This is a genomic window from Kitasatospora sp. NPDC057940 (assembly GCF_042887425.1).
In the GTDB taxonomy this organism is placed as follows: domain Bacteria; phylum Actinomycetota; class Actinomycetes; order Streptomycetales; family Streptomycetaceae; genus Kitasatospora.
In genome coordinates this window covers 218,562-239,782 of the sequence record NZ_JBHVPH010000003.1, presented here as the reverse complement: position 1 = coordinate 239,782, position 21,221 = coordinate 218,562, and the positions used below count along the sequence as shown (strand labels likewise).

Below are 21,221 nucleotides of genomic sequence, written 5' to 3'. Positions count from 1 at the left end.
GGGCAGGACCGCCGCGTGGTGCTCCGCGCGGGGCCGGGGGAGGTGGATCAGAGGGGGGAGGTGGATCAGAGGAGGAAGCAGGGGGCGAACGGCTGGTGGTGCTCGTCCGCCAGGCCGCGCTCGACCCGCCAGCGGTGGTGCAGCTGCGACTCGGTGACGACCTCGCCGAGCAGCTCCGCCTGGCGGGCGCCCGCGCCGCAGGTGCGACCGGAGGCCTGGTAGCCGCCGAAGTGGGCGACCGGGCTCCAGCCGGGGCTGACCGGCGGGAGCTCCTCGTCCATGCCCTCGTACTCGGCCGCCGCGTGGACGATCCGGCCGCCGACGACCGTCAGCAGGGACTCGATGGACGGGATCTCCGGCTCCGGCACGGTGAAGTAGTCCTCGGACAGGACGGCCAGGTCGCCGTAGCAGCCGGTCCGCAGCACGCCCTTGACGTCCTGCTCGCCGGTGAGGGCGGCGCCTGCCGTGGTGTACATCGCGAGGGCGGTAGCCCGGTCCACCCGGTTCTGCGGCGGCCGGATCGCCGACCCGCCGACCGTGCGCCCGGAGACCAGCCAGTGCAGGGCGACCCAGGGGTTGTACGAGGACACCCGGGTGGCGTCCGTACCGGCGGCCACCGTCAGGCCGCGCTCCAGCATCGCGCGGATCGGCGGGGCCTCGGCGGCGGCGCCGAGCCCGTAGCGGCGGGTGAACACCTCGCCCTGGAAGGACAGCCTGTTCTGCACCGACAGCGAGCCGCCGAGGGCCGCGATCCGGTCCAGGCTGTCCCGGGAGACGGTCTCCGCGTGGTCGAAGAGCCACCGGTTCCCGGCCGGGAAGAGCCCCTCGGCGGCGAGCTTCTCGAACACCGCGAGGTCGCGCCGGATCGTCTCGTCGTAGGTCGCGTGCAGCCGAAAACCCCAGCCGTGCTCCGTCAGCAGGCGGACGGCCTTCTCGAACTCACCCTCGTAGGAGCCGAGTTCGGGGCGTGGCTCGGCGAAGTTCTCGAAGTCGGCGGCGGCCCAGGTGAGGTTCTCGCCGGCGCCGTTCAGCCGCAGCCAGGCGTCGCCGTCCCCGGGGCGGACCGTCTCGATCCAGCGGGTGAGGTCGTCGAGCTCCTGGCCGGGGGTCTGCGGGAACAGGTGGTAGGCGATCCGGAGCGTGAGCAGGCCCTCGCGGGCGAGTTCGGTGACCGTGGCGTAGTTCTCGGGGAAGCTCTGGAAGCCGCCGGCGGCGTCGATCGCGGAGGTCAGCCCGAAGCGGTTCAGCTCGCGCAGGAAGTGCCGGGTGGAGGTCGCACGGTCCTCGCCCTCCAGCACCGGGGCCTTGGCCAGCGTCGAGTAGAGGACCAGGGCGCTCGGCGCCGCCAACAGCATGCCGTTCGGCTCGCCGCCGCGGCCCCGGACGATCTGGCCGCCCTTCGGGTCCGGGGTGTCGCGGGTGTAGCCGACGGCGCGCAGGGCGGCGCGGTTGAGGATCGCCGACTGGTAGAGGTGGAGGACGAACACCGGGGTGTCCGGCGCCGCCTCGTTCAGCTCGGCGGGCGTCGGGAGCCGCCGCTCGGCGAACTGCTCGGCCGACCAGCCGCCGACGACCCGCACCCACTGGCCCCGGGGCGTGCGGGCGGCCTGCTCCCGCAGCATCGCCAGCGCCCGGCGCAGCGACGTCACGCCGTCCCAGCGCAGCTCCAGGACGTAGTTGAGGCCGCCCCGGATCACGTGCAGGTGCGCGTCGTTGAGGCCGGGCACCACCCGTCGGCCGAGGGCGTCGACCACGACGGTGGACGGGCCGATGACCGGGGCGACGTCCGGGTCGTCCCCGACGACGGTGATCACGCCGTCGCGGATGGCGAGGGCGCCGGCCTCGAGGCGGCGGGCGTCGCCGGTGTGGATCTTCGCGTTGCGGACGACGATGTCGGCGGCGTCCTCGACGGCGCGGGGGACCAGCCCACCGACGGGTATTGCAGGCACCTCGACGGCCTCCTGTCACGGGATCGACCTGCCGCCCGGGTGCGGTCGGCAGGTGGAGGCTTCCGAGCGGGCCGGGGTAGCGGCCCCGCCCCGTTCGGGCTCCTGACGTGACGTTAGGCGTGGGGGTGGCGCCGGACTTGGCCCACAGTGCACCGGCCCCGGTCCGCGAGCGCACCGGCCGCCCGCGGCGGCGATCGTGCGCGGGTGGTCGGTGGCGGGGGACGGAGGGGGCCGTGGTGCCGAGAGGGGAAGGTGTCCGGCTGTCGGACACCTTCCCCTGCTGGTCGCCGAGGTGCTCCTGCCGCCCGGCCCGGCCCCGCCGCGCGGGCTACAGCGCGGCCCGCTGGGGCCGGGTGGGAACGACGATGACGGTGGGGGCGCCGGCGGTCAGGGCCGCGGTGAACTCCCGCTCCAGCTCCTCGGTGGTCTCCACGTCGACGGCGCGGCAGCCGAAGCCGCGGGCCACCGAGGCGATGTCGATTCCGGGCAGGTCGAGCCCGGGCACCCCGGGGGTCTCCTCCAGCAGGGCGAACGACTTGAGGATCGAGTACTCGTGGTTGCGCATGACCACGTAGACGATCGGGAGGCGGTGCCGGGCCGCCGTGTAGAGGGCCTGCACGGAGTACTGGAAGGAGCCGTCGCCGATCAGGCCGACCACCGGGCGCAGCACTCCCCGCTCCCGGTCGGCCAGCGCGACGCCGACCGCGGCCGGGACGGCCCAGCCGATGCCCCCGCTGGCCGTGGCGAAGAACGAGCCCGACCGGGTGGTGGGCAGCCATTCGAGCTGCTGCGCCATGGTCGAGGTCGACTCGTTGACGATGACGGCGTCCGGCGGGCGGACCCTGCTCAGGGCGGCGTGGACCTCCGGCGGGGTGAGCGGCCGCTCCGGGGCGGACGGCAGCACGCGGGGCCGCGGCATCGGCTCCGGCGCGGTCCGGGTCGAACCCTCCTCGACCAGGTCCAGCAGCAGGTCGATCGCCCGCCGGGGATCGCCGAGCAGGCTGTCGCCGACCCGTGCGGCGGCGGCCGCCTCCGGGTCGCCGGTGATCTGGAGCAGCGCGGTGCCCGGGGGGAGGTAGTCGCCGGGCACGTACGGGTAGTAGCGGAACACCTCGGCTCCGATCACCACCACCAGGTCGTGCCCGGCCAGCCGGTCGCTGATGGTCTTCACCGACATGCCCAGCGGGCCGGCGAAGAGCGGGTGGTCCTCGGGGAAGGAGACGCGGTCCCCCAGCGGGGCGCCGTAGACGGCGGCGCGCAGCCGCTCCGCCAGGGCGACGGCCGCGTCCCAGCCGCCGCTGCGGTCGACCTCGGGCCCGAAGACGAGTGCGGGCCGGCGGCTGGCGGTGATGCGCTCGGCGAAGGCGCGCAGCCGCCAGGGGTCGGGGGCCACCCGCTCGCTCACCGTCCGCACCCGGGTGAAGCCGGACAGCGGCCGCTTCCAGTCGTCCATCGGGATCGACAGGAAGACCGGGCCGGCGGGCGGCTGGAGCGCCTGCGCGTAGGCGCGCATGAAGGCCTCGGGGACGTCCTCCGCGCAGGCCGGCTCGTAGGACCACTTCACCCAGGGTTTCGGCAGCTGGGTGGCCTCGCGGTTGCCGAGGTAGGGCTCGCCGATCACCAGCTCCCGGTGCTGCTGGCCGGCGGTGACGATCAGGGGCGTGTTCCCGTGGTGGGCCGCCACCAGGTTGCCCAGCGCGTTGCCGGTGCCGGCCGAGGAGTGCAGGTTGACCAGCGCGGGGCGGCCGGTGACCTGCGCGAAGGCGTCGGCCATCGCGATGGCCGACGCCTCCTGGAGCGCGAGGACGTAGGCGAAGTCCGCGGGGAAGTCCTGGAGGAACGGCTCCTCGGTGGAGCCCGGATTCCCGAAGACCGTGGTGAGTCCGAGCGTGCGCAGCAGGTCGTACGTCACGGTGCGGACGGTGGAGTGCTCAGCCATGGGTGCCAGCGCTTTCATCCGGGGCGTCAGAGCCTCAGGGCTTTCAGGGGCGGGTCTCGGTCCGGCCGGCCGGCAGCCTCCTGGGGCGGGGAGGGGAGGGGAGGGACGGCGACGGGGGACGGCACATCGGTTCCGATCGTCACGCCGGCCGGCTCTTGCAGGAGAGCATTGGCACCGAGGGCCCCGCAACCGGACGAACGGCCGGACGAACGAGCGGATGAACGGCCGGACGAACGGGTGCGGGGCCCCGGGGCTGGGCGGGTCGGCCGCCGCCTCGGCCGGTGCGCGGGCTAGGTTCGGGTCCGTGACCGGCAACGACGCGGTCCTGGCGCTGATGGTCGCCACGGCCCTGGGCTTCGACTTCACCAACGGCTTCCACGACACCGGCAACGCGATAGCGACCTCGATCGTCACCGGCGCCCTGCCGCCGCGCGTCGCGGTCGCGGTGTCGGCGGTGCTGAACCTGGTGGGCGCGTTCCTGTCGACCGCCGTGGCGGCGACCATCGCCAACGGCCTGGTCGCCACGGGGGAGGTGACCCTGACGGTCGTCTGCGCCGGCCTGGTCGGCAGCATCCTGTGGAACCTGGCCACCTGGTACCTCGGGATCCCCTCCAGCTCCTCGCACGCGCTGATCGGCGGGATGGTCGGGGCGACGGTGGCCGCCGCCGGGGCCTCGGCCGTCAAGTGGCAGGGGCTGGTCTCCAAGGTGGTCGTGCCCGCGGCGCTGTCGCCGTTCATCGCCGGTGGGGTGGCCGCGGTCGGCACCCTCCTGGTCTACCGCCTCACCCGCGACGTGCCCGAAGGCCCGCGCGGGCGCGGCTTCCGGCTCGGCCAGATCGGCTCGGCCTCCATGGTCTCGCTCGCCCACGGCACCAACGACGCGCAGAAGACCATGGGCGCCATCACCCTCGCCCTGATCGCCAACGGCACCCTGCCCACCGGGGCGGAGGCACCGGCCTGGGTGATCCTCTCCTGTGCGCTGGCGATCGCCCTGGGCACCTACATCGGCGGCTGGCGGGTGATCCGGGCCCTGGGCAAGGGGCTGGTGGAGATCGAACCGCCGCAGGGGATGGCCGCCGAGTCGGCCTCGGCCGCCGTGATCCTCTGCTCCACCGACTTCGGCTACTCGCTCTCCACCACGCACGTGGCCACCGGGTCCATCCTGGGCTCGGGGGTCGGCAGGAGCGGCGCCGTGGTGCGCTGGCAGCTCGCCCGCCGGATGGTGACGGCCTGGCTGCTCACCCTGCCGGCCTCCGCGCTGGTCGGTGCGCTGGCCTACTGGGCCGCGAACGGGATCGGCGGGACGGCCGGCGTGGTGGCGATCGTCGGCCTGCTGGTGGCGGCGTCGGTCGCCTTCTTCGCCGCCTCCCGCCATCCGGCCGTGACGCCGGAGAACGTCAACGCCGCGTGGACCGGTTCGGTGGCCCCGGAGCCCGTCAAGGCCAAGGACGAGGTGAGCCCGTGAACTCCTGGATCAACCTGGACGCGGTGTGGCGGATCGTCGTGGTGGGCCTGCTCACCGGTGCCGGCCTGCCCGCCCTGTTCGCCCTCGGCCTGCGCCTGCTCAACCCGACCGGCGCGGCCGGCGAGCCGGACGCCGTCCGGCCCGCCGCCGGGCCGGTCGGCACCATCCTGGCGGGACTGATCTTCGCGGTGGTGCTCGCGGCGATCGGCTGGGGCATCTCCGTCATCGTCAGCCACCGCTGACCGCAGCCACCGCTGACCGCCCGCCGTCCAGGGGCGGCGGGGTGAGGTCACGGACGACCGTCGGAGGGAGCGGTTCGGACGGGATCGGTTCCCGGATCGGTTCCCGTGACGGGAACAGGGGGTCCGGATTCGATCCGGGCGCGGACGAGTTCGACCGGGCCCCGGAACCAGCCCAGTTTCTCCACCCACCAGGTGAGGCCGGCCGCCCGGTACGGGGCGACGACCAGGGCGTCGGCGTCCCGCCGGAACCCGGAGGTCTGGCCCTCCATGACGACATCGAACCGCCCGTCCTGGACGGCCTGTTGGGCGCGGACGTAGGAGACCACGGCTTCCAGGTCGGCAGGAGGCATCATCTCGGTGTGGCCCACCCCCGCCCGGGTCGGGAAGACGCCGTCCCAGTGCGCGGCCCGCCGCATGGGGCGTCGCGAGGGCCAGGTGCCGGCGATCCACACCGGGATGCGAGGACGTTGCGGGCTCACCGGCTGGAAGGCGAGGTCCGTGACCGTGAACCAGCGGCCGTGGAAGGTGAACGGCCGGCCCGCCCACAGCCCGTCGAGGACGTGGAGGGCTTCGTCCAGCTTCTCCGCACGCACCCGTGGGTCCGGATCATGGCCCAGCGCCTGGAACTCGGCGGCGGAGGAACCCAGGCCGGCGCCGAAGATCAGCCGTCCGCCACTGAGCAGGTCCAACGCGACGGTCGCGCGGGCGACTTCGGCAGGGTGCTTGAGGGCGAGCACGCTCACCATGACGCCGAGTCGCAGACGCTCCGTGTCGGCGGCGATCGCGGCAAGGGCGGTCCACGAGTCGGTGACGTGCTCGTCCGGGTGCTCCGCGACCTGGCCGTCCCAGAGGAAGAAGCCGTCCCAGCCGGACCGCTCCGCCAGCACTCCCAGTTCGCGGAGCAGGCGGGGATCCGCGTACTCGCGCCTGTTGGGCAGTCCGACGGCGTACCGCAGCGGCTGCTGTGACGTGGCGTCCATCGGCTGTCGCCTTCCTGGTCGGACACGACGGTCGCTGACGGGACCGGTTCCAGCCTCGATGATGTCGGCTGCGCGACGACCGGGGCAACCGGAACGGCGTCGGGCGATCGCCCGGCCAGGCAGTCCCACATGCCGGAACCAGTCGTCGGATTTCCATGGATCGCAGCAGGTCAGCGGTCCCTCCGCAGGCCGAGAGCCAGGCGCGGTGCTACGGTCCACTGGGAGCCTGAATCGCCGGCGGCGGTTCCGATGGCCTCCCCGCGTGGCGGCGTCTCCTTCGGTGGGACGGTACACCGCCCTCCCCTGACATCGGTGATCGACCGGAGTCCCTCGGCCGCTGCGGATTGCGGCGGGGTGGAGGGCGCCTCCGAGGCCGGCGAGGCCCGGCCTGCGCCGCCCAGACCTCCCACACCTCCCACACCTCCCACCTCCCACACCCATCGCCTTCGGACGGAACAGCACCGGAGGATTCGAAGGGAGCAGCGATGTCCGAGAGCAGCGCGGCCTCGGGGCTTGCGGTGCCGGCAGAGGCCGGCGACGAGGTCCTGGTGATCGGCGGCGGGTTCACCGGCCTGGCCGCCGCCCACGAGCTCGCCCTGGCCGGGGTGCCGTGCCGGGTGCTGGAGCGCGAGCCGTACGTCGGCGGCCTGGCGGGGTCGTTCGAGGTTGGGGGAGCCCGGCTCGAACGCTTCTACCACCACTGGTTCTCCTCCGATCTGGAGATCCAGGGGCTGTGCGCGGAACTCGGTTGCTCCCACCTGCTGCAGCCGCACCGGACCCGGACCGGCGTGTACTACGCGAACTCGGTGTACCGGTTGTCGAGCCCGTGGGACGTGCTGCGGTTCGCCCCCCTCCCGTTGCCCGACCGGGTCCGGCTGGGCTGGTCCGCGGTGCGTGCCCACCAGGTGAAGCACTGGCGGGACTTGGAGGACCGCACGGCCCGCGAGTGGCTGTTGGAGCTGAGCGGGCCGCAGGTCTACGAGACGGTCTGGCGTCCGCTGCTGGAAGGCAAGTTCGGCCAGTACGCGACCGAGGTCGGCGCCACCTGGATGTGGACCAAGCTCCACCTGCGCGGTGGCAGCCGGTCCCACAGCGGCCGCGAGGTCCTCTACTACCTGAAGGGCGGCTGCGCCGCCCTGCTGGACGCGTGGGTCTCGCGCCTATCCGAACTGGGCGTCCGGATCTGCACGAGCACCCCGGTGCGGCAGGTGCTGACCGACGCCCACGGAGTGTGCGGGATCCGCACCGGGAGCGGCGTACTGCCCGCACGGCGGGTCCTGGCCACCACGGCACCGGACCTGCTCGCCGGCTTCCTCGCCCCCGCCGCCGACGGCCCACCGCCCCATCCGGACGTGCCCGCCGTCCGTCGGCGCCTGTCCGACATCCCCTACCTCGCCAATCTGTGCCTGGTGTTGCAGAACGACCGGTCCCTGTCGGACACCTACTGGCTCAACGTCACCGACCCGTCGTTCCCCTACGTCGGTGTCATCGAGCACACCAACCTGGAGGCTTCCGACGCCTACGCCGGGCGTCACCTGGTCTACCTGTCCGCCTACCTCCCGACCAGCGCCGAGTTGTACCGGATGGACGACGACGAGGTGTTCCACGCCAGCCTTCCGCACCTGAGCCGGATGTTCCCGCAGTTCCACCGCGACTGGGTCCGGCGCCACCACGTCTGGCGGGCCGACCACGCCCAGCCGGTCATCACCCCGCACTACTCCGACCGCATCCCGGCGATGGAGACCGACGTGCCGGGGCTCTACCTGGCCAGCATGGCCCAGGTCTACCCCCAGGACCGGGGCACCAACTACGCCATGCGGCAGGGGCGGCACGTCGGCCGCCTGATCGCCGACCGGATGCGCACCGCCCGCCGCACCGCCCCCGAGGAGAGGACGTCATGAACTCCCTGATCAGCACCGAGGATTGCGAGCGGATGCCCATCGCGAGGGTGCACGAGCTCTACCGTCGTCATGTCAGCCGGGGCCAGGTGACGCTGCTCTCCGCCTTCGGATTCGGCCGCGACGTCGTGGAGAGCGCCTCGGGCTGCTGGATCACCCTGCGCGACGGGCGGCGAGTCCTGGACTTCACCGGCGGGATCGGCGTTCTGAACCACGGCCACAACCACCCCCGCATCCTGTCCGCCCGCCGACGCTTCCAGGAACTGCAGCGCATGGAGGTGCACAAGAACTACTTCTCGCCGTACGTCGCCGCGCTCGGGCACAACCTGGCCCAGCTGCTGCCCGCGGACCTCGACGTCAGCTACTTCCCCAACTCGGGCGCGGAGGCCGTCGAGGGCGCCCTCAAGATGGCCTACAAGTACCACCGCGGCCATCGCGGCACCGTTCTGCACACCGACATCGCCTTCCACGGCAAGCTGCTCGGCGCCGGAAGCCTGACCACCTCGCCGGAGGTGCACTTCACCTTCCCGCGGATCCCCGGCACGGACAGCTTCGCCTTCGACGACCTTCCCTCCCTCGAACTGGCCCTGGAGCGGCACACCACGCCCGAGGGCGGGAGCGACGTCTACGCGTTGGTCCTGGAGCCCTTCAGCGCCTCCAGTCTCCGCGAGTGCTCGGAGGAGTTCCTGCGCGAGGCGCGCCGACTGTGCACCGAGCACGACATCGTCCTGATCTTCGACGAGGTCTACACCTCCTGGGGCAGGACGGGTTCGCTCTTCCACTTCATGCGCCACCCCGGCCTGGTCCCGGACGTGGTGACCACCTCCAAGTCCTTCGGCGGCGGCAAGGCCTCCATCTCCGGCTACGTGGCCAGGGAGCCCGTCTTCCGCAGAGCGTACGACTCGCTCCCCGACGCCACCCTGCACAGCACCACCTACTACGGGTTCGGAGAGGAGACGGTCACCGCGCTGGAGGCCGTCGCGATCGCGGTCGAGGACGACTACCCGGCCAGGGCCCGCCGCCTCGGCGAGCGGCTGCGCAGAGGCCTCACCGCCCTCGCCGCCCGCCACCCGCACCTGATCGCGGAGGTGCGCGGCGCCGGCGCCCTCCAGGGCGTCGTCCTGCGCCACGGTCCGGCCGCCCTCGACCACGCGCTGCGACTGCTGCCGTCCTCCTTCGCGCGCGACCCGCAGGCCGGGGCCAAGCTGGCCACCGCTGCCGTGGTCGCCGCCCTCTACCGCGACCACGGTGTGCTCACCTACTACGGCTCCAACCACGACCTGCCCCTGATCGCCGCGCCTCCGTTGGTGGCCGAGGACTCCGACGTCGACCTCTTCCTGGAGGCCCTGGACGCGGTACTGGCCAAGGGAATGCCCCGTCTCCTGGCGGGCCTGGTCAGGGAGAAGGTCACCGCATGAGCTCACCGGCGGCCCGTCCCGCACCGCCCGACGACGGGTTCCGCACCGCGCGGGAGCACCGTCGCCTGCGGGCCTGGGAACGGCGCGTACGCTCCGCCGGGCTCCCGCCGCTCTGGGCGGGCCGCTGCACGGCGCTGTCCGAACCGTCCCGCCAGGCCGCCGCGGTCCGGCACACGGCCGCCACCTTCGCCGCCCTCCCGAGGCCGTACCGCCTGGTGTTCGCCCTGCTGATGCGGGTGTTCCCGCTCGCCGTCGTCCTCGCGGACCCGAGGGGCCCGCTGCGGGGCACCTCGGACCGGGCCCGTCCGCAACGGGTCGCCGACCGGTTGTCCACGGTGCCCGGCTGCGCCGAACTGCTCAGGGTGAGCCTTGCGCTGGCCCTGCACGGCGCCCTCGACGGACCCTCCGCCACGCCCCGGCAGGAGCTCGGATGACCAGGGCCGTCCGCACCGTCCGCTGCGACGCCCTGGTGATCGGCTCGGGCGCCGGAGGCAGCACCGCGGCCCTGGAGCTCGCCGGCGCGGGCCGGGAGGTCCGCGTCCTGGAGGAGGGCCCGCTCGTCCCGCAGGCCCGGATCACCCGCGCGTCCCCGGCGGAGAACCTGCGCCTGCTCTACCGCCAAGGCGGCCTGGTGCCCATCCACGGCGCACCCACCATCCCCTTCGGGGAGGGGCGTTGCGTCGGGGGAACCACCGTGGTCAACGGAGGGCTGCTCTGGCGTCCCCCCGAACAGCTGCTGGAGTGCTGGGCGTCCGCCGGCGTCGACGGCTTCCGGGCCCACCACCTCGCCCCCCACCTGGCCGAGGCGGAGCGGCGCCTCGGTGTCATCGACCAGCCGCCCGGGCAGGGGAACCGCGACTCGGTGCTGCTCGCCGAGGCGGCCGACCGGCTCGGCTGGAGCTGGGCACCGGCCCGCCGGGCGGTACGAGGCTGCCGGCACGCCAACCGGTGCGTCACCGGCTGCCCCACCGGGGCCAAGCAGAGCATGCTGGTGAGCTACCTGCCCGCCGCCGAACGGCTCTCGGCGGTCATCGAGCCCGACACCCGGGTCGTCCGGCTCGAACACGACGGCACCCGGGTCACGGCCGTGCACGCCCTGCGCGACGGCCGACGACTGCGCTACCTCCCGCGGACGGTGTTCCTGGCCGCGGGTCCGATCGGCAGCGCGCTGCTGCTGCGGCGCAGCGCCATCGGGGGAGGCGGCCCGGGCCGGGCCATCGCGTTCCACGTCAACTTCCGCACGGTGGCGCGATTCGGCGAATCCGTCCGCGCCACCGAGGGCACCATCTTCACCGCGCAACTGCAGGAGTTCGCCGACCGGGGTGTGCGGGTGATGCCCGGGAACCTCACTCCGGGGTCGCTCGCCGCGGCGCTGGCGGCCCACCCCGCCGGGACCGTCGACCGGATGCTGGCCCAGCTGGACCGGATCGCGGTCTACACGACCCAGGTGAGCGTCCAGGGCACCGCACGGCTGCTGGCGGTACCCGGCCTCGGCGCGGTCCTGCGCCACCGCCTGACCGGGGGCGACCGGGACCTCCTCCGCTCCGCCTTCCGGCACACCGCCGAGCTCCTTCTGGAGGCCGGCGCGGTCGAACTGCTGCCGCCCGCACCCGCCGGCCTGACCACCGCCGGGCAGGTGGCCGACTTCGCGCTGCACGGCCGGCCCGAGAGCTGGGACCTGATCTCCGTCCACGCCATGGCGTCCTGCCGGATGGGCCCACCCGCCCTGGGCGGAGTGTGCGATGCCCAGGGACGCCCGCACGGCTTCACGAACCTGCGGCTGTGTGACGCGAGCGTCCTGCCGGGCGCCACCGGTGTCAGCCCGCAGGAGACCATCATGGGCTTCTCCCACCTGATGACGGCCCGGTACCTGGAGCAGTCCGCCGGCCGCCGGCCCGGCGGTAGCTGAGCAGCCGTCGCCGGACCGCCGGCAGGCCGGGGTCCACGGACCCGGCGGATGGAAAATTCGGATCTCACGTTCTCGGCACCCGCACCGTCTTCCAGGTGAGACAGCAGGTGCAGAAGGCGGCCGGGCACGGCGACGACCCGAAGAAACCGGGCGGAGGCCGCCGGACTCCGAGGAGGGTGGTGCCGGCCGCGACCGGCCGGCTGTTTCGGGAGCTCGAACACATCGGTTCGGATTCAAGGTCTACGGCAGGGCGAGGATGAGGGAACCGTTCGAGAAGGCGGTCGAGCAGCACGGCGCGACCGTGCTGCGGGTGTGCCGGGCGCTGCTGGGGACACACGACGCAGACGACGCCTGGTCGGAGACGTTCCTGGCGGCGATGCGGGCCTGGCCAGGGCTGGCGGAGACGGCGAACGTGGAGGCGTGGCTGGTGACGATCGCCCGGCGCAAGGCGATCGACGCGCTGCGCGCCGCCGGACGCCGGCCGCTGCCGGCCGAGGAGTTGCCGGAGGCGCCCAGCTCCTTGGGCGTTCCGGGCGCTGAGGACGGGGAGCTGTGGGAGATGGTGGGGCGTCTTCCGGGCAAGCAGCGGCAGGCGGTCACGTTCCGCTATCTGGCCGGGATGTCGTACGACGAGATCGCGGCGGTGGTGGGCGGGAACACCGCGGCGGCGCGCCGTGCGGCGGCGGACGGCCTGAAGAACCTACGAAAACACTATCCGGGCGCGACCTCGAGAGGAGCATCTACATGAGCGGCACCCGATCCCACGATGACGTCCTGAGCATGCTGGCGGCTCCCGTCGACGCCGGGACCCTGGCCCGGCTGCACCGCCGGCTGGAGGCCGAGGCCCAGGCCGCCGCCCTGGTCGACATCGCCTACACCGTCGTCGACTCCCCGGTCGGCCCCCTGCTGCTGGCCGCCACCGACCGGGGCCTGGTCCGTGTCGCCTACGCGGTCGAGGACCACGACCAGGTCCTTCAGGCCCTGGCCGACAAGGTCAGCCCGCGCATCCTGCGTGCCCCCGGCCGGCTGGACACCGCCGCCCGGGAGATCGACGAGTACTTCGACCACCGCCGTCGCGCCTTCGACCTGCCGCTGGACCTGTCCCTGTCCAAGGGCTTCCGGCAGCTCGTCCAGCAGCACCTGCCGGAGATCGGCTACGGCCAGACCCGCAGCTACCGCGAGGTCGCCGAACTGGTCGGCAGCCCCAAGGCGGTGCGGGCGGTCGGCACGGCCTGCGCGACCAACCCGCTGCCGGTGGTCGTCCCCTGCCACCGGGTGCTGCGCTCGGACGGCACCCTCGGCGGCTACATCGGCGGCCTGGAGGCCAAGACCGCACTACTGGAACTGGAGGCCGCGGCATGACCGCCACCACCGCCCCCACCATCACCACCGTCACCACCCCGAGAACGGGGACGACGGCTCCCGGTGCGCACACCGCTGTCGGGCCGTGGGCCGGCCGGGCCGAGACCGCCGACTGGGACGCGGTGGCCGCCGAACTCGACGCGTTCGGAGGCGCGTTGCTGCCGCAGCTGCTCACCCCGGACGAGGCCGGCCGCATCCGGGACCTGTACGGGCGGCCCGAGCTGTTCCGCTCCACCGTCGACATGGCCCGCCACCGGTTCGGGTCCGGCGAGTACAAGTACTTCCACGCCCCCTACCCCGAGCCGGTCGAGCAGCTCAAGCAGGCCCTGTACCCGCGGCTGCTGCCCATCGCCCGCACCTGGTGGGAACGGCTCGGCCGCACCGCGCCGTGGCCGGACACCCTGGACGAGTGGCTGCGGATGTGCCACGCGGCCGGGCAGTCCAAGTCCACCGCGATCCTGCTGCGCTACGACGCCGGGGACTGGAACGCGCTGCACCGTGACCTGTACGGCGACCTGGTGTTCCCGTTGCAGGTCGTGATCAACCTGGACCGGCCCGGCACCGACCACACCGGTGGGGAGTTCCTGCTGGTCGAGCAGCGCCCCCGCGCCCAGTCCCGCGGCACCGCCACCCTGCTCCCACAGGGCCACGGCTACGTGTTCACCACCCGCGACCGGCCCGTGCGCTCCGCGCGCGGCTGGTCCGCCGCCCCCGTCCGGCACGGCGTCTCGGCGCTCCGCTCCGGACACCGGCACACCCTGGCCCTGGTCTTCCACGACGCCGCCTAGCGGCCCCGGCGGCCGCCGCCGGTCTGCCCGCCCGGACCTCTGCGGGTCATCGAAGAGCGCTGACGAAGAAGGCACCTCATGAATCCCCTGACCAGCCCCCTGCTGACCGACCCGCCACCGCCGGGCCCCGACCTGGCGGTCACCGACACCGAAGTCACCGTGCTGGTCGCGCTGGCCGAGGCACGCGGCGCCCGGAGCATCGCCGTCGGCTCCGGCCGGACCCCGGCCGCGCTGGCGGGCGCCGGCGCGATCACCCGGGCCTGGCAGGCCGCCGGCGGCGTCGTGGCCGCCACGACCACCTGGCCGGAGACCGCGGCCTCCTGGCTGTGCCAGGCCCGCCACTTCGCCGACGCTCCGGCCGACGTGTGGGTGATGACCGGCCCGGAGGTCGGCTGGGCCCAGGTCGCCCGGCGGCTGCTGTGGTCCACATCCTGGCGGCCCGACCGCACCCTGGCCACCGCCGCCATCGGCCGCCCCGCCACGCTGGCCCTGGTCGGCGCCCGGCAACTGCGCGGCCTGACCGGAGCCGGCGCGGACGGCGCCACCTGGACCGTCACCGACGACGGCGGCCTCACGGTCACCGGCCCCGGCACATCACGATGACGGCGCTGTCCGACCTGCCGCAGGTGCCGCGCGATGCGGCCGGAACGCGTCTCACGTTTCAGGGCACCCGCGCGTCTTCACCACAGACGGGCAAAGGCGCAGACAGGAGAGCGACATGGACGTCCGACACGCCTACGTGGACAGCCCGGTGGGACGGCTCCTGGTCGTCGCCGACGACAACGCCCTGACCGGGCTCTACTTCCCGGGCTACCGGTACACGCCCCGGCCCTCGGCGTGGGGCCGGCGAGCCGACGTCTCGGCCGACCCGGTCCTCGCCCAGGCCCGCAGCGAACTCGACGAGTACTTCGCCGGAAAGCGGCACACCTTCGACGTCGTGACGGCGACGAACGGCGACGAGTTCCAGGAACAGGTCTGGGCGCAGCTGCGCAGGATCCCGTACGGCGCGCGGATCACCTACGGCGACATCGCGGTCGAGCTGGGCAGCAAGGGGCTCGCGCAGTCCGTGGGCCAGGCCGTGGGGCGCAACCCGGTGAGCATCGTCATCCCCTGCCACCGGGTGGTGGGCGCGGGCGGCAGACTCACCGGATTCGGCGGCGGACTGGAGCGCAAGCAGCTCCTGCTGGACCTGGAGGAGCCGGTCGAGGCCCGGGCCGGACGACTGTTCTAGCCGCGCCCCGGCCGGGCGGCCCGACCGCGAACGCCCGTAACCTCCCCCCGCCCCTTCGAAGAACAGCGAGAAACCTTCCCCGATGGCCAGCGACAGCGCCCTCGCCCCCGCCCCCGCCCTCGCACACCCCGGCGACTCCGGGGTGGTGATCGGTGAGGACGGGCTCGCCCGCCCGGCGTGGGCCGGCACCGATCCGCTGCTCCGCGAGTACTACGACACCGAGTGGGGGATGCCCGTGCGCGACGAGCGCGGCCTGTACGAACGCATCAGCCTGGAAGCCTTCCAGGCCGGGCTGTCGTGGGCGACGATCCTGCGCAAGCGCCCGGCGTTCCGCGCCGCGTTCGACGACTTCGACCCCGACCGGGTCGCCGGCTACGGCGACACCGACGTCGAACGCCTCATGGCCGACGCCGGGATCGTCCGCAACCGCGCGAAGATCCTCGCGGCCGTGGCCAACGCCCGGGCGACCGTCCGGCTGCGCGAACACGGCGGCCTGCCCGACTTCGTGTGGGGGTTCAAACCGCTCGACACCCCCAGGCCGCGCACGTTCGCCGAGATCCCGACCTCCTCTCCCGCATCGCAGGCCCTGTCCAAAGCCCTGCGCGCGCAAGGGTTCGCGTTCGTCGGCCCGATCACCATGCACGCCCTGATGGAAGCCATCGGCATCATCGACACCCACCTGCTGGACTCCCACCGCCGCGGCTCCTCCGGAGTCTGGCCGGAATGACCCCCGCCACCACCCAGCACCCCCGCCCGGTAGGGCCGTTCGGCCACCACACCGCCCCGGCCGGCCTCACCGCCCACCACATCGCAGGACGGCGCGATCGACCCCGAACGCGCCTTCCTGCGCCGGGCAGTCGGCCGGGCAGCTGACAAAGATCATCAATCTGCCGCAGGACGAGCGCGTGCACCGACCCGGACCTTCCTGGTCGGCGGGTTCGTCTCACGCGACGTTGTCGGTCGCCCGCGTGTCCGGATCCCCGGCCGGCTGCCCCGGCTTTCGGGCCAGGAGGTATGCCTGCCGGCCTTGCCGGGGCTTCTCGCTCTCGTCGGGCTCGCGGATCAGCCGGGCATCCACCACCAGACCGGTCTGGCTCAGGAGCTCGGAGACGCGGTCGGGAGGCACCCAGTAGACGTCGAGGGAGAGGTCGTGCCCGTAGGCATTCTCCAGGTGCCGCTGCTTGTCGCCTGCCTTGAAGGCGATCAGCAGATGGCCGCCCGGGGCCAGCACTCGGTGGAACTCCGCGAACACCACCGGCAAAACCTCCGGAGGGGTGTGGACGGTCGAGTACCAGGCGATGATGCCGCCGAGAGCTCCGTCCGCCAGATCCAGGTCGGTCATCGACCCTTCGTCGAATTGCAGGTCCGGATGCGTGCGGCGGGCAACCGCAACCGTCTCCGGCGACAGGTCGATGCCGAACGCGGTCACCCCGAGGGAGCGCAGGTGTGCCGTCACGTGGCCGGGCCCGCAGCCGAGGTCGGCGACGGGCCCGGCTTCGACGGCCCGCGTGAGTTCGGCGAACGTGCTGATCATCGCGCGGCCGTACAGGTCGCCCTCGAACGCAGGTGGCACGAGTTCGGCGTAGTCGACGGCAACAGTGTCGTAGGCCGCCCGGGTGGCGTGCAGGTAGGTCGGCTCTGTCATAGCTGAGGACAGTAGTGCCTGCCTGCTGTTGGCGGTCAGTCAGCTTCGGCCATCATGCGTTGGTGGTAGGCGGTTTGCCGACAGCGCGCTGAGTGGTGGCGGGCGTCCCATTCGAGACTTCCCACCCCGGTATCGCACATCCGGCAGCCGGGGCACGTCTGCCGGACGTGAGACCGGGACCCGGTCCGGAAGGTGAACGACAGGGCGTTGACCTTCAGACCGGCGTCGCGGGCGACCGTGGCCAGCGCGTCGTGGTCGAGCAGGCCGGGGACGAACAGGGCGTCACATGACACGCTTCATGACGATCATGTGGCGTGTGAAGGGTGCGGTGTCGCTGCCCCAGGAGAGGACGGCGAAGACCTCGCCGCCGGGGAAGCCGTGGATCTCGGGTGCGGCGTCGGAGGGGGAGGGGCCGCCGGTGCTGTGGGCCCAGCCGGACCAGGTGTTGCCGCCGTCGGTGGAGCGGTTGAGGTAGAGCTGGTGGTCGTTGGGGCTGATGCAGCCGATGGCCATGTTCTGCTGGGCGGCGTAGCCCGGGTCGAAGGGACTGGTGGCGAGGTGTCCGGGGTCGCCGCCGCGGCCGATCGCGACCGACTCGCACCGGCCGCCGCCGGGCAGTTCGGTGTACCGGGTGTTCCGGTCGTCGCCCGGGCGGGTGCGGGCGATGCGGACCGTGTTCGTCAGGCCCAGTGAGGCGAAGAACACCTGCTCCCCGGCGGTGAAGGTGAAGTTGTTGCTGACCCGGAACTCCCGGGCGTCGATTCCCTGGGCCGCCCAGTCGGGCCGGAAGAGGGGCCGGCCGGGCCGGAGGTCCATCTGCTGGGTGTAGGGCGTGTTGTGGGCCGTGGTCGCCAGCTGGATGCCGTTGGTGGAGTAGGTCGCCGAGACCTCGCCGGTGAGGTACAGGGAGCCGGGGACCCTGCTCCAGCCGGACCACCGGTTGGAGTTCCGGTCCAGGAGGAAGCTGTAGTAGGCGTGGCCGTCGTCGCCGACGCGGAACATGACCAGGCGCTGGGTGCGGGCGTGACCACTTGGTTCCAACCAGCTTGTCCCGCAAGGCCCGAAGCCCCAGGTCACTGCTGATTGCGCTTCCAACTATCGCGTCCCGGCACATGAGTCACGCTGAGTAGCGGTCACGTGCTGCCTCTGGCAGCGCTGAGGTGCAGCAGGCCAAGGCGGCGGCCAGGGCCAGGCCTCGGTTCTGCCAGTCGTTGCGGGCCACATACAGGATCTTGAGACCGCGAGCGGCCCATGGCAGGCTCGTGGCGCATGATTGATGAATTCGCGAAGGACAACCTGCACGGGAGACTGCGGCGGGACCGCGAGGCGCTGCTCTGGAAGCTCGACGGCTTGTCCGAGTACGACGCCCGCCGACCTCTGACAGCGACCGGGACCAATCTCCTCGGCCTGGTCAAACACGTGGCCACCGTCGAGGCCAGGTACTTCGGCGAGGTCTTCGACCGCCCTTCCCTGGAACCCCTGCCCCGGTGGCAGGACTCCAACGGCGGCGATCTGTGGGTGGCCGAGGACGAGACCCGCGATCAGGTCATCGGGTTCTACCGGCGCACGTGGGAACACTCGGACGCGACGATCAATGAGCTTCCCCTCGACGCCCCCGGCCACGTGCCGTGGTGGCCGGAGCCTTTTTCGAACACCAACCTGTTCGCCGTCATGGTCCATGTCCTCGGCGAGTCCAACCGGCACGCCGGGCACGCCGACATCCTGCGCGAGAGCCTCGACGGCCGGACCGGGATGCGCCCCGAACACGAGCAGCAGATCGACGAGGAAGCCCGTGCAGCCTACTTCGCGAAGATCGAACAGGCTGCCAGATCGGCCGCACCAATCAAGGCTTAGAGGTCGTCTCACGTGACTTGATGTTCGTGCGCCCCGTCACCGAGGGTCACCACAGACGGACGGCGCCTCGCAAAGTAACCCTCGGAACGGCTCGCAAACTATCCGTTGAAGTCACAATCCGGAGGACCGTGAACTCGCCTCCCTGATCGCCGAGTTGACCGCCCGTGATGCGAACTTCCGGGCCTGGTGGGCCGATCACCGGGTGCGCGGCCCCCGGCAGCTCACCAAGACCTGCGTCCACCCGCTGGCCGGCCCCCTGACCCTCGACGTCCAGCAGTTCACCGTCGACACCCGGCCCGACCAGCAACTCATCGCCTACACCGCCCCTCCCGGCTCCCCGGCCCACGAGGGGCTGCGGTTCCTCCTCCAGTGGGCACCTGCTCCGCGCGGATGACGCTCGCGTACGGAGCCTGCGCGGAACCGTCGTTGGACCGGAATTCGCCGACCGGTGGCGGCGCAGCGGCGAGTTGAAGCAACGGGAACGCCCCGCCGGCAACAGGGGGCCGGCGGGGCGGACTTGCCTGACTTGCGTGTCGTGCTCGCGGGGCTCGTCGAGCCGGCCCCGCTGCGGTCGCAGCGGTGTGTTGGGGCCCACGCCGTTGATCGCAGTGGAACAGTCCCGGGTAGGCGTCTTGTCAACGCCGGCGGCATCCCGTGTGCACACCGATCACCCGTGGCGGCCGAGGCTTTTCCCGGCTCAGTGGCGGGCGGCCAGGTAGTCCTTGGCCGCTTGCGGGGCCTTGGCGTAGGAGCCGGCGTCGAAGGGGGGTTGGGGGTCGTATTCGATGGCGAGCTGGAAGGCTTCGGCGGCGGTGCGGCCCGCGATGAGTTCGGCGAGGCGCAGGGCCATGTCGATGCCGGCGGAGACGCCGGCGGCGGTGATGATGCGGCCGGGCTGTTCCACGACGCGGCGGGCGGTGTACCGGGCGCCGTAGGACTCCAGGGTGTCGACGGCGCTCCAGTGGGTGGTGGCCTCGATACCGGTGAGGAGGCCGGCGGCGGCGAGGAGGAGGGAGCCGGTGCAGACGGAGGTGGTCCAGGTGGTCGTGGGGTGGATGCGGCGGATCCAGTCGAGCAGTGCTCCGTCGGTGGTGCCGCGGATGGATCCCGGGCCTCCGGGGACCAGCAGGATGTCGGCTTCCGTGACGTCGGCGAAGGATGCCGTCGCGACGAGACGGAGGGAGCCCGCGCCATCCGTGATGGTGCCCGGTTCGGCGGCGGCGAAGGTGACGTCGGCATCCGGGAGCATGTGGAGGATCTCGTACGGGCCGACGGCGTCGAGTGCGGTGAAGCCGTCGAAGAGCGGGATGACGATGCGCACGGGGGTTCCTTTCGGGGGTGGGTTGCGAAGGGGCGGTGTTGCGGAGGGGCGGTGTTACGAGGGGGGCGAGGGGGCGTGCGGGGAGAAGTGCCTGCGGTACTCGCCGGGGGTGACGTGGAGGGTGCGCCGGAAGCTGCGGTGCAGGGTTTCGACGGTGCCGAAGCCGCAGGTGCGGGCGACCGAGTCGAGGGTGGCGGCGGTCGTCTCCAGGAGTCGTCTGGCGGCCTCGATGCGGGTGCTCTCGACGTAGGCGCCGGGGGTGCGGCCGGTCTCGGTGCGGAAGACGCGGGCGAAGTTGCGTTCGCTCATCGCGGCGCGCCCGGCGAGGGCGGGGACGCCGAGGTCGGCGTCGGGGTGGTCGGCGATCCAGTCGAGGACGTCGCGCAGGGGCTCCCGTCCGGGGCGTTGGGCGGCGAGCTGGGCGCTGAACTGGGCCTGCCCGCCGGGTCGTTGGACGAACATCACGAGGTGGCGGGCGATGGCGTGGGAGACCTCGGGGCCGTGGTCGGCCTCGGCCATGGCGAGTGCGAGGTCCATGCCGGCGGTGACGCCGGCCGAGGTCCACAGCTCGCCGTCGCGGACGAAGATCGGGTCGGGGTCGACCGTGACGCCCGGGTACCGTTCGGCGAGCTCGGCGCAGCGCGACCAGTGGGTGACCGCCCGGCGCCCGTCGAGGAGGCCGGCGGCGCCCAGCAGGAAGGCGCCGTTGCAGACGGACGCGGTGCGGCGGGCGCGGCGGGCCGTCCGGGCGAACCAGCCGACGAAGTCCGCGTCCTCGCAGGCCCGGTCGACGCCCGCGCCGCCGACGGCGATGAGCGTGTCGACGGGGTCGGGCGAGTCGGCGGAGCTCTCGTCGATCGTCCGGGTCGGTGAGATCGCGAGCCCGCCGCTGGAGGGCACCGGGCCGGGGGCGGCCGCGACCGTCTCGATGGTGACGCTGCCGGTCCGGAGCCCAGCCTGGACGAAGACCTCGTGGGGTCCGGTCAGGTCGAGGATCTGGAAGTCCGGGAAGACGGCGAAGACGATGCGTCGGCTGCTCACCCCTCCAGCGTGGCCGTACTCGGTCATGGCAGCAAGGACACGGATATGACGATTTCCGCCATAGGGGTCGATGGGGGCTGCGCGGCTCGTGGTGAAGGAAGCCCGCTCGAACCATGGCCACCCGCACATGTTCTGACCGGTCGTCATGTGAATGGAGGGGCGAGGACGTCCGCAATGGC

20 protein-coding genes and 1 pseudogene are annotated in these 21,221 nt (G+C 72.7%); 14 read left to right on the top strand and 7 right to left on the bottom strand.

What is annotated here, in order from left to right; translation table 11 throughout:
• Nucleotides 1-65 precede the first annotated feature (65 nt).
• Together ACFVTF_RS06970 and mdlC are read right to left on the bottom strand one after the other, a co-directional pair.
• Nucleotides 66-1,949: an amidohydrolase gene (locus ACFVTF_RS06970; RefSeq protein WP_387810126.1), complete on the bottom strand. Its 1,884-nt coding sequence runs from the start codon at nucleotides 1,947-1,949 to the stop codon at nucleotides 66-68.
• 328 nt (nucleotides 1,950-2,277) lie between these two features.
• Nucleotides 2,278-3,888, bottom strand: coding sequence for a benzoylformate decarboxylase (gene mdlC, locus ACFVTF_RS06965; protein ID WP_387810123.1), 1,611 nt, complete (start codon nucleotides 3,886-3,888; stop codon nucleotides 2,278-2,280).
• 304 nt (nucleotides 3,889-4,192) lie between these two features.
• Between mdlC and ACFVTF_RS06960 the strand changes: the two genes are divergently transcribed.
• Together ACFVTF_RS06960 and ACFVTF_RS06955 are read left to right on the top strand one after the other, a co-directional pair.
• On the top strand, nucleotides 4,193-5,353 hold the full coding sequence (locus tag ACFVTF_RS06960; protein ID WP_387810120.1) for an anion permease: 1,161 nt from the start codon (nucleotides 4,193-4,195) through the stop codon (nucleotides 5,351-5,353).
• A complete protein-coding gene (locus ACFVTF_RS06955) occupies nucleotides 5,350-5,595 on the top strand; it encodes a hypothetical protein (protein ID WP_387810117.1) in 246 nt (81 codons plus the stop codon). Before ACFVTF_RS06960 ends, ACFVTF_RS06955 begins: the two co-directional genes overlap by 4 nt.
• 47 nt (nucleotides 5,596-5,642) lie before the next feature.
• Here the strand turns inward: ACFVTF_RS06955 and ACFVTF_RS06950 are convergent, their stop codons facing one another.
• The gene (locus ACFVTF_RS06950; protein WP_387810115.1) at nucleotides 5,643-6,575 is read right to left on the bottom strand and encodes an LLM class flavin-dependent oxidoreductase; all 933 of its coding nucleotides are present in this window, start codon (nucleotides 6,573-6,575) and stop codon (nucleotides 5,643-5,645) included.
• 485 nt (nucleotides 6,576-7,060) lie between these two features.
• Between ACFVTF_RS06950 and ACFVTF_RS06945 the strand changes: the two genes are divergently transcribed.
• The 10 genes from ACFVTF_RS06945 to ACFVTF_RS06900 all read left to right on the top strand — a co-directional run bounded on the left by ACFVTF_RS06945 (nucleotide 7,061) and on the right by ACFVTF_RS06900 (nucleotide 15,908).
• Nucleotides 7,061-8,476, top strand: a complete 1,416-nt coding sequence (locus ACFVTF_RS06945; RefSeq protein WP_387810112.1) for an NAD(P)/FAD-dependent oxidoreductase — start codon at nucleotides 7,061-7,063, stop codon at nucleotides 8,474-8,476.
• Nucleotides 8,473-9,891: an aspartate aminotransferase family protein gene (locus ACFVTF_RS06940; protein WP_387810109.1), complete on the top strand. Its 1,419-nt coding sequence runs from the start codon at nucleotides 8,473-8,475 to the stop codon at nucleotides 9,889-9,891. The genes ACFVTF_RS06945 and ACFVTF_RS06940 overlap by 4 nt, the downstream gene beginning before the upstream one ends.
• The gene (locus ACFVTF_RS06935; RefSeq protein WP_387810106.1) at nucleotides 9,888-10,325 is read left to right on the top strand and encodes a hypothetical protein; all 438 of its coding nucleotides are present in this window, start codon (nucleotides 9,888-9,890) and stop codon (nucleotides 10,323-10,325) included. The genes ACFVTF_RS06940 and ACFVTF_RS06935 overlap by 4 nt, the downstream gene beginning before the upstream one ends.
• The gene (locus ACFVTF_RS06930) at nucleotides 10,322-11,800 is read left to right on the top strand and encodes a GMC family oxidoreductase N-terminal domain-containing protein (protein ID WP_387810103.1); all 1,479 of its coding nucleotides are present in this window, start codon (nucleotides 10,322-10,324) and stop codon (nucleotides 11,798-11,800) included. The genes ACFVTF_RS06935 and ACFVTF_RS06930 overlap by 4 nt, the downstream gene beginning before the upstream one ends.
• A gap of 256 nt (nucleotides 11,801-12,056) precedes the next feature.
• The gene (locus tag ACFVTF_RS06925; protein WP_387810101.1) at nucleotides 12,057-12,548 is read left to right on the top strand and encodes an RNA polymerase sigma factor; all 492 of its coding nucleotides are present in this window, start codon (nucleotides 12,057-12,059) and stop codon (nucleotides 12,546-12,548) included.
• Entirely contained in the window at nucleotides 12,545-13,162 is a 618-nt protein-coding gene (locus ACFVTF_RS06920; protein ID WP_387810098.1) for a methylated-DNA--[protein]-cysteine S-methyltransferase, read from the top strand. Before ACFVTF_RS06925 ends, ACFVTF_RS06920 begins: the two co-directional genes overlap by 4 nt.
• On the top strand, nucleotides 13,159-13,950 hold the full coding sequence (locus tag ACFVTF_RS06915; protein WP_387810096.1) for a 2OG-Fe(II) oxygenase: 792 nt from the start codon (nucleotides 13,159-13,161) through the stop codon (nucleotides 13,948-13,950). The genes ACFVTF_RS06920 and ACFVTF_RS06915 overlap by 4 nt, the downstream gene beginning before the upstream one ends.
• Before the next feature lie 78 nt (nucleotides 13,951-14,028).
• Nucleotides 14,029-14,553: a hypothetical protein gene (locus ACFVTF_RS06910; RefSeq protein WP_387810093.1), complete on the top strand. Its 525-nt coding sequence runs from the start codon at nucleotides 14,029-14,031 to the stop codon at nucleotides 14,551-14,553.
• Nucleotides 14,554-14,668: 115 nt separating this feature from the next.
• A complete protein-coding gene (locus tag ACFVTF_RS06905; protein WP_387810090.1) occupies nucleotides 14,669-15,181 on the top strand; it encodes a methylated-DNA--[protein]-cysteine S-methyltransferase in 513 nt (170 codons plus the stop codon).
• Nucleotides 15,182-15,263: 82 nt separating this feature from the next.
• On the top strand, nucleotides 15,264-15,908 hold the full coding sequence (locus tag ACFVTF_RS06900; RefSeq protein ID WP_387810087.1) for a DNA-3-methyladenine glycosylase I: 645 nt from the start codon (nucleotides 15,264-15,266) through the stop codon (nucleotides 15,906-15,908).
• A 216-nt stretch (nucleotides 15,909-16,124) separates the two neighbouring features.
• On the opposite strand, the gene ACFVTF_RS06895 is transcribed toward ACFVTF_RS06900, so the two are convergent.
• Both ACFVTF_RS06895 and ACFVTF_RS06890 read right to left on the bottom strand, forming a co-directional pair.
• Nucleotides 16,125-16,826, bottom strand: coding sequence for a class I SAM-dependent methyltransferase (locus tag ACFVTF_RS06895; protein WP_387810084.1), 702 nt, complete (start codon nucleotides 16,824-16,826; stop codon nucleotides 16,125-16,127).
• A 282-nt stretch (nucleotides 16,827-17,108) separates the two neighbouring features.
• Complete coding sequence (locus ACFVTF_RS06890) at nucleotides 17,109-17,867, bottom strand: hypothetical protein (RefSeq protein WP_387810081.1); 759 nt, start codon at nucleotides 17,865-17,867, stop codon at nucleotides 17,109-17,111.
• A 228-nt stretch (nucleotides 17,868-18,095) separates the two neighbouring features.
• On the opposite strand from ACFVTF_RS06890, the gene ACFVTF_RS06885 reads away from it, so the two are divergent.
• Together ACFVTF_RS06885 and ACFVTF_RS06880 are read left to right on the top strand one after the other, a co-directional pair.
• The gene (locus tag ACFVTF_RS06885) at nucleotides 18,096-18,680 is read left to right on the top strand and encodes a DinB family protein (RefSeq protein ID WP_387810078.1); all 585 of its coding nucleotides are present in this window, start codon (nucleotides 18,096-18,098) and stop codon (nucleotides 18,678-18,680) included.
• Between the two features lie 124 nt (nucleotides 18,681-18,804).
• Nucleotides 18,805-19,074: pseudogene (locus ACFVTF_RS06880) on the top strand (transcriptional regulator); the annotation flags it as partial.
• A 303-nt stretch (nucleotides 19,075-19,377) separates the two neighbouring features.
• On the opposite strand, the gene ACFVTF_RS06875 reads toward ACFVTF_RS06880, so the two are convergent.
• Together ACFVTF_RS06875 and ACFVTF_RS06870 are read right to left on the bottom strand one after the other, a co-directional pair.
• Nucleotides 19,378-20,001, bottom strand: a complete 624-nt coding sequence (locus ACFVTF_RS06875) for a DJ-1/PfpI family protein (protein WP_387810075.1) — start codon at nucleotides 19,999-20,001, stop codon at nucleotides 19,378-19,380.
• A 54-nt stretch (nucleotides 20,002-20,055) separates the two neighbouring features.
• The gene (locus ACFVTF_RS06870; protein WP_387810072.1) at nucleotides 20,056-21,042 is read right to left on the bottom strand and encodes a GlxA family transcriptional regulator; all 987 of its coding nucleotides are present in this window, start codon (nucleotides 21,040-21,042) and stop codon (nucleotides 20,056-20,058) included.
• Between the last annotated feature and the right edge of the window lie 179 nt (nucleotides 21,043-21,221).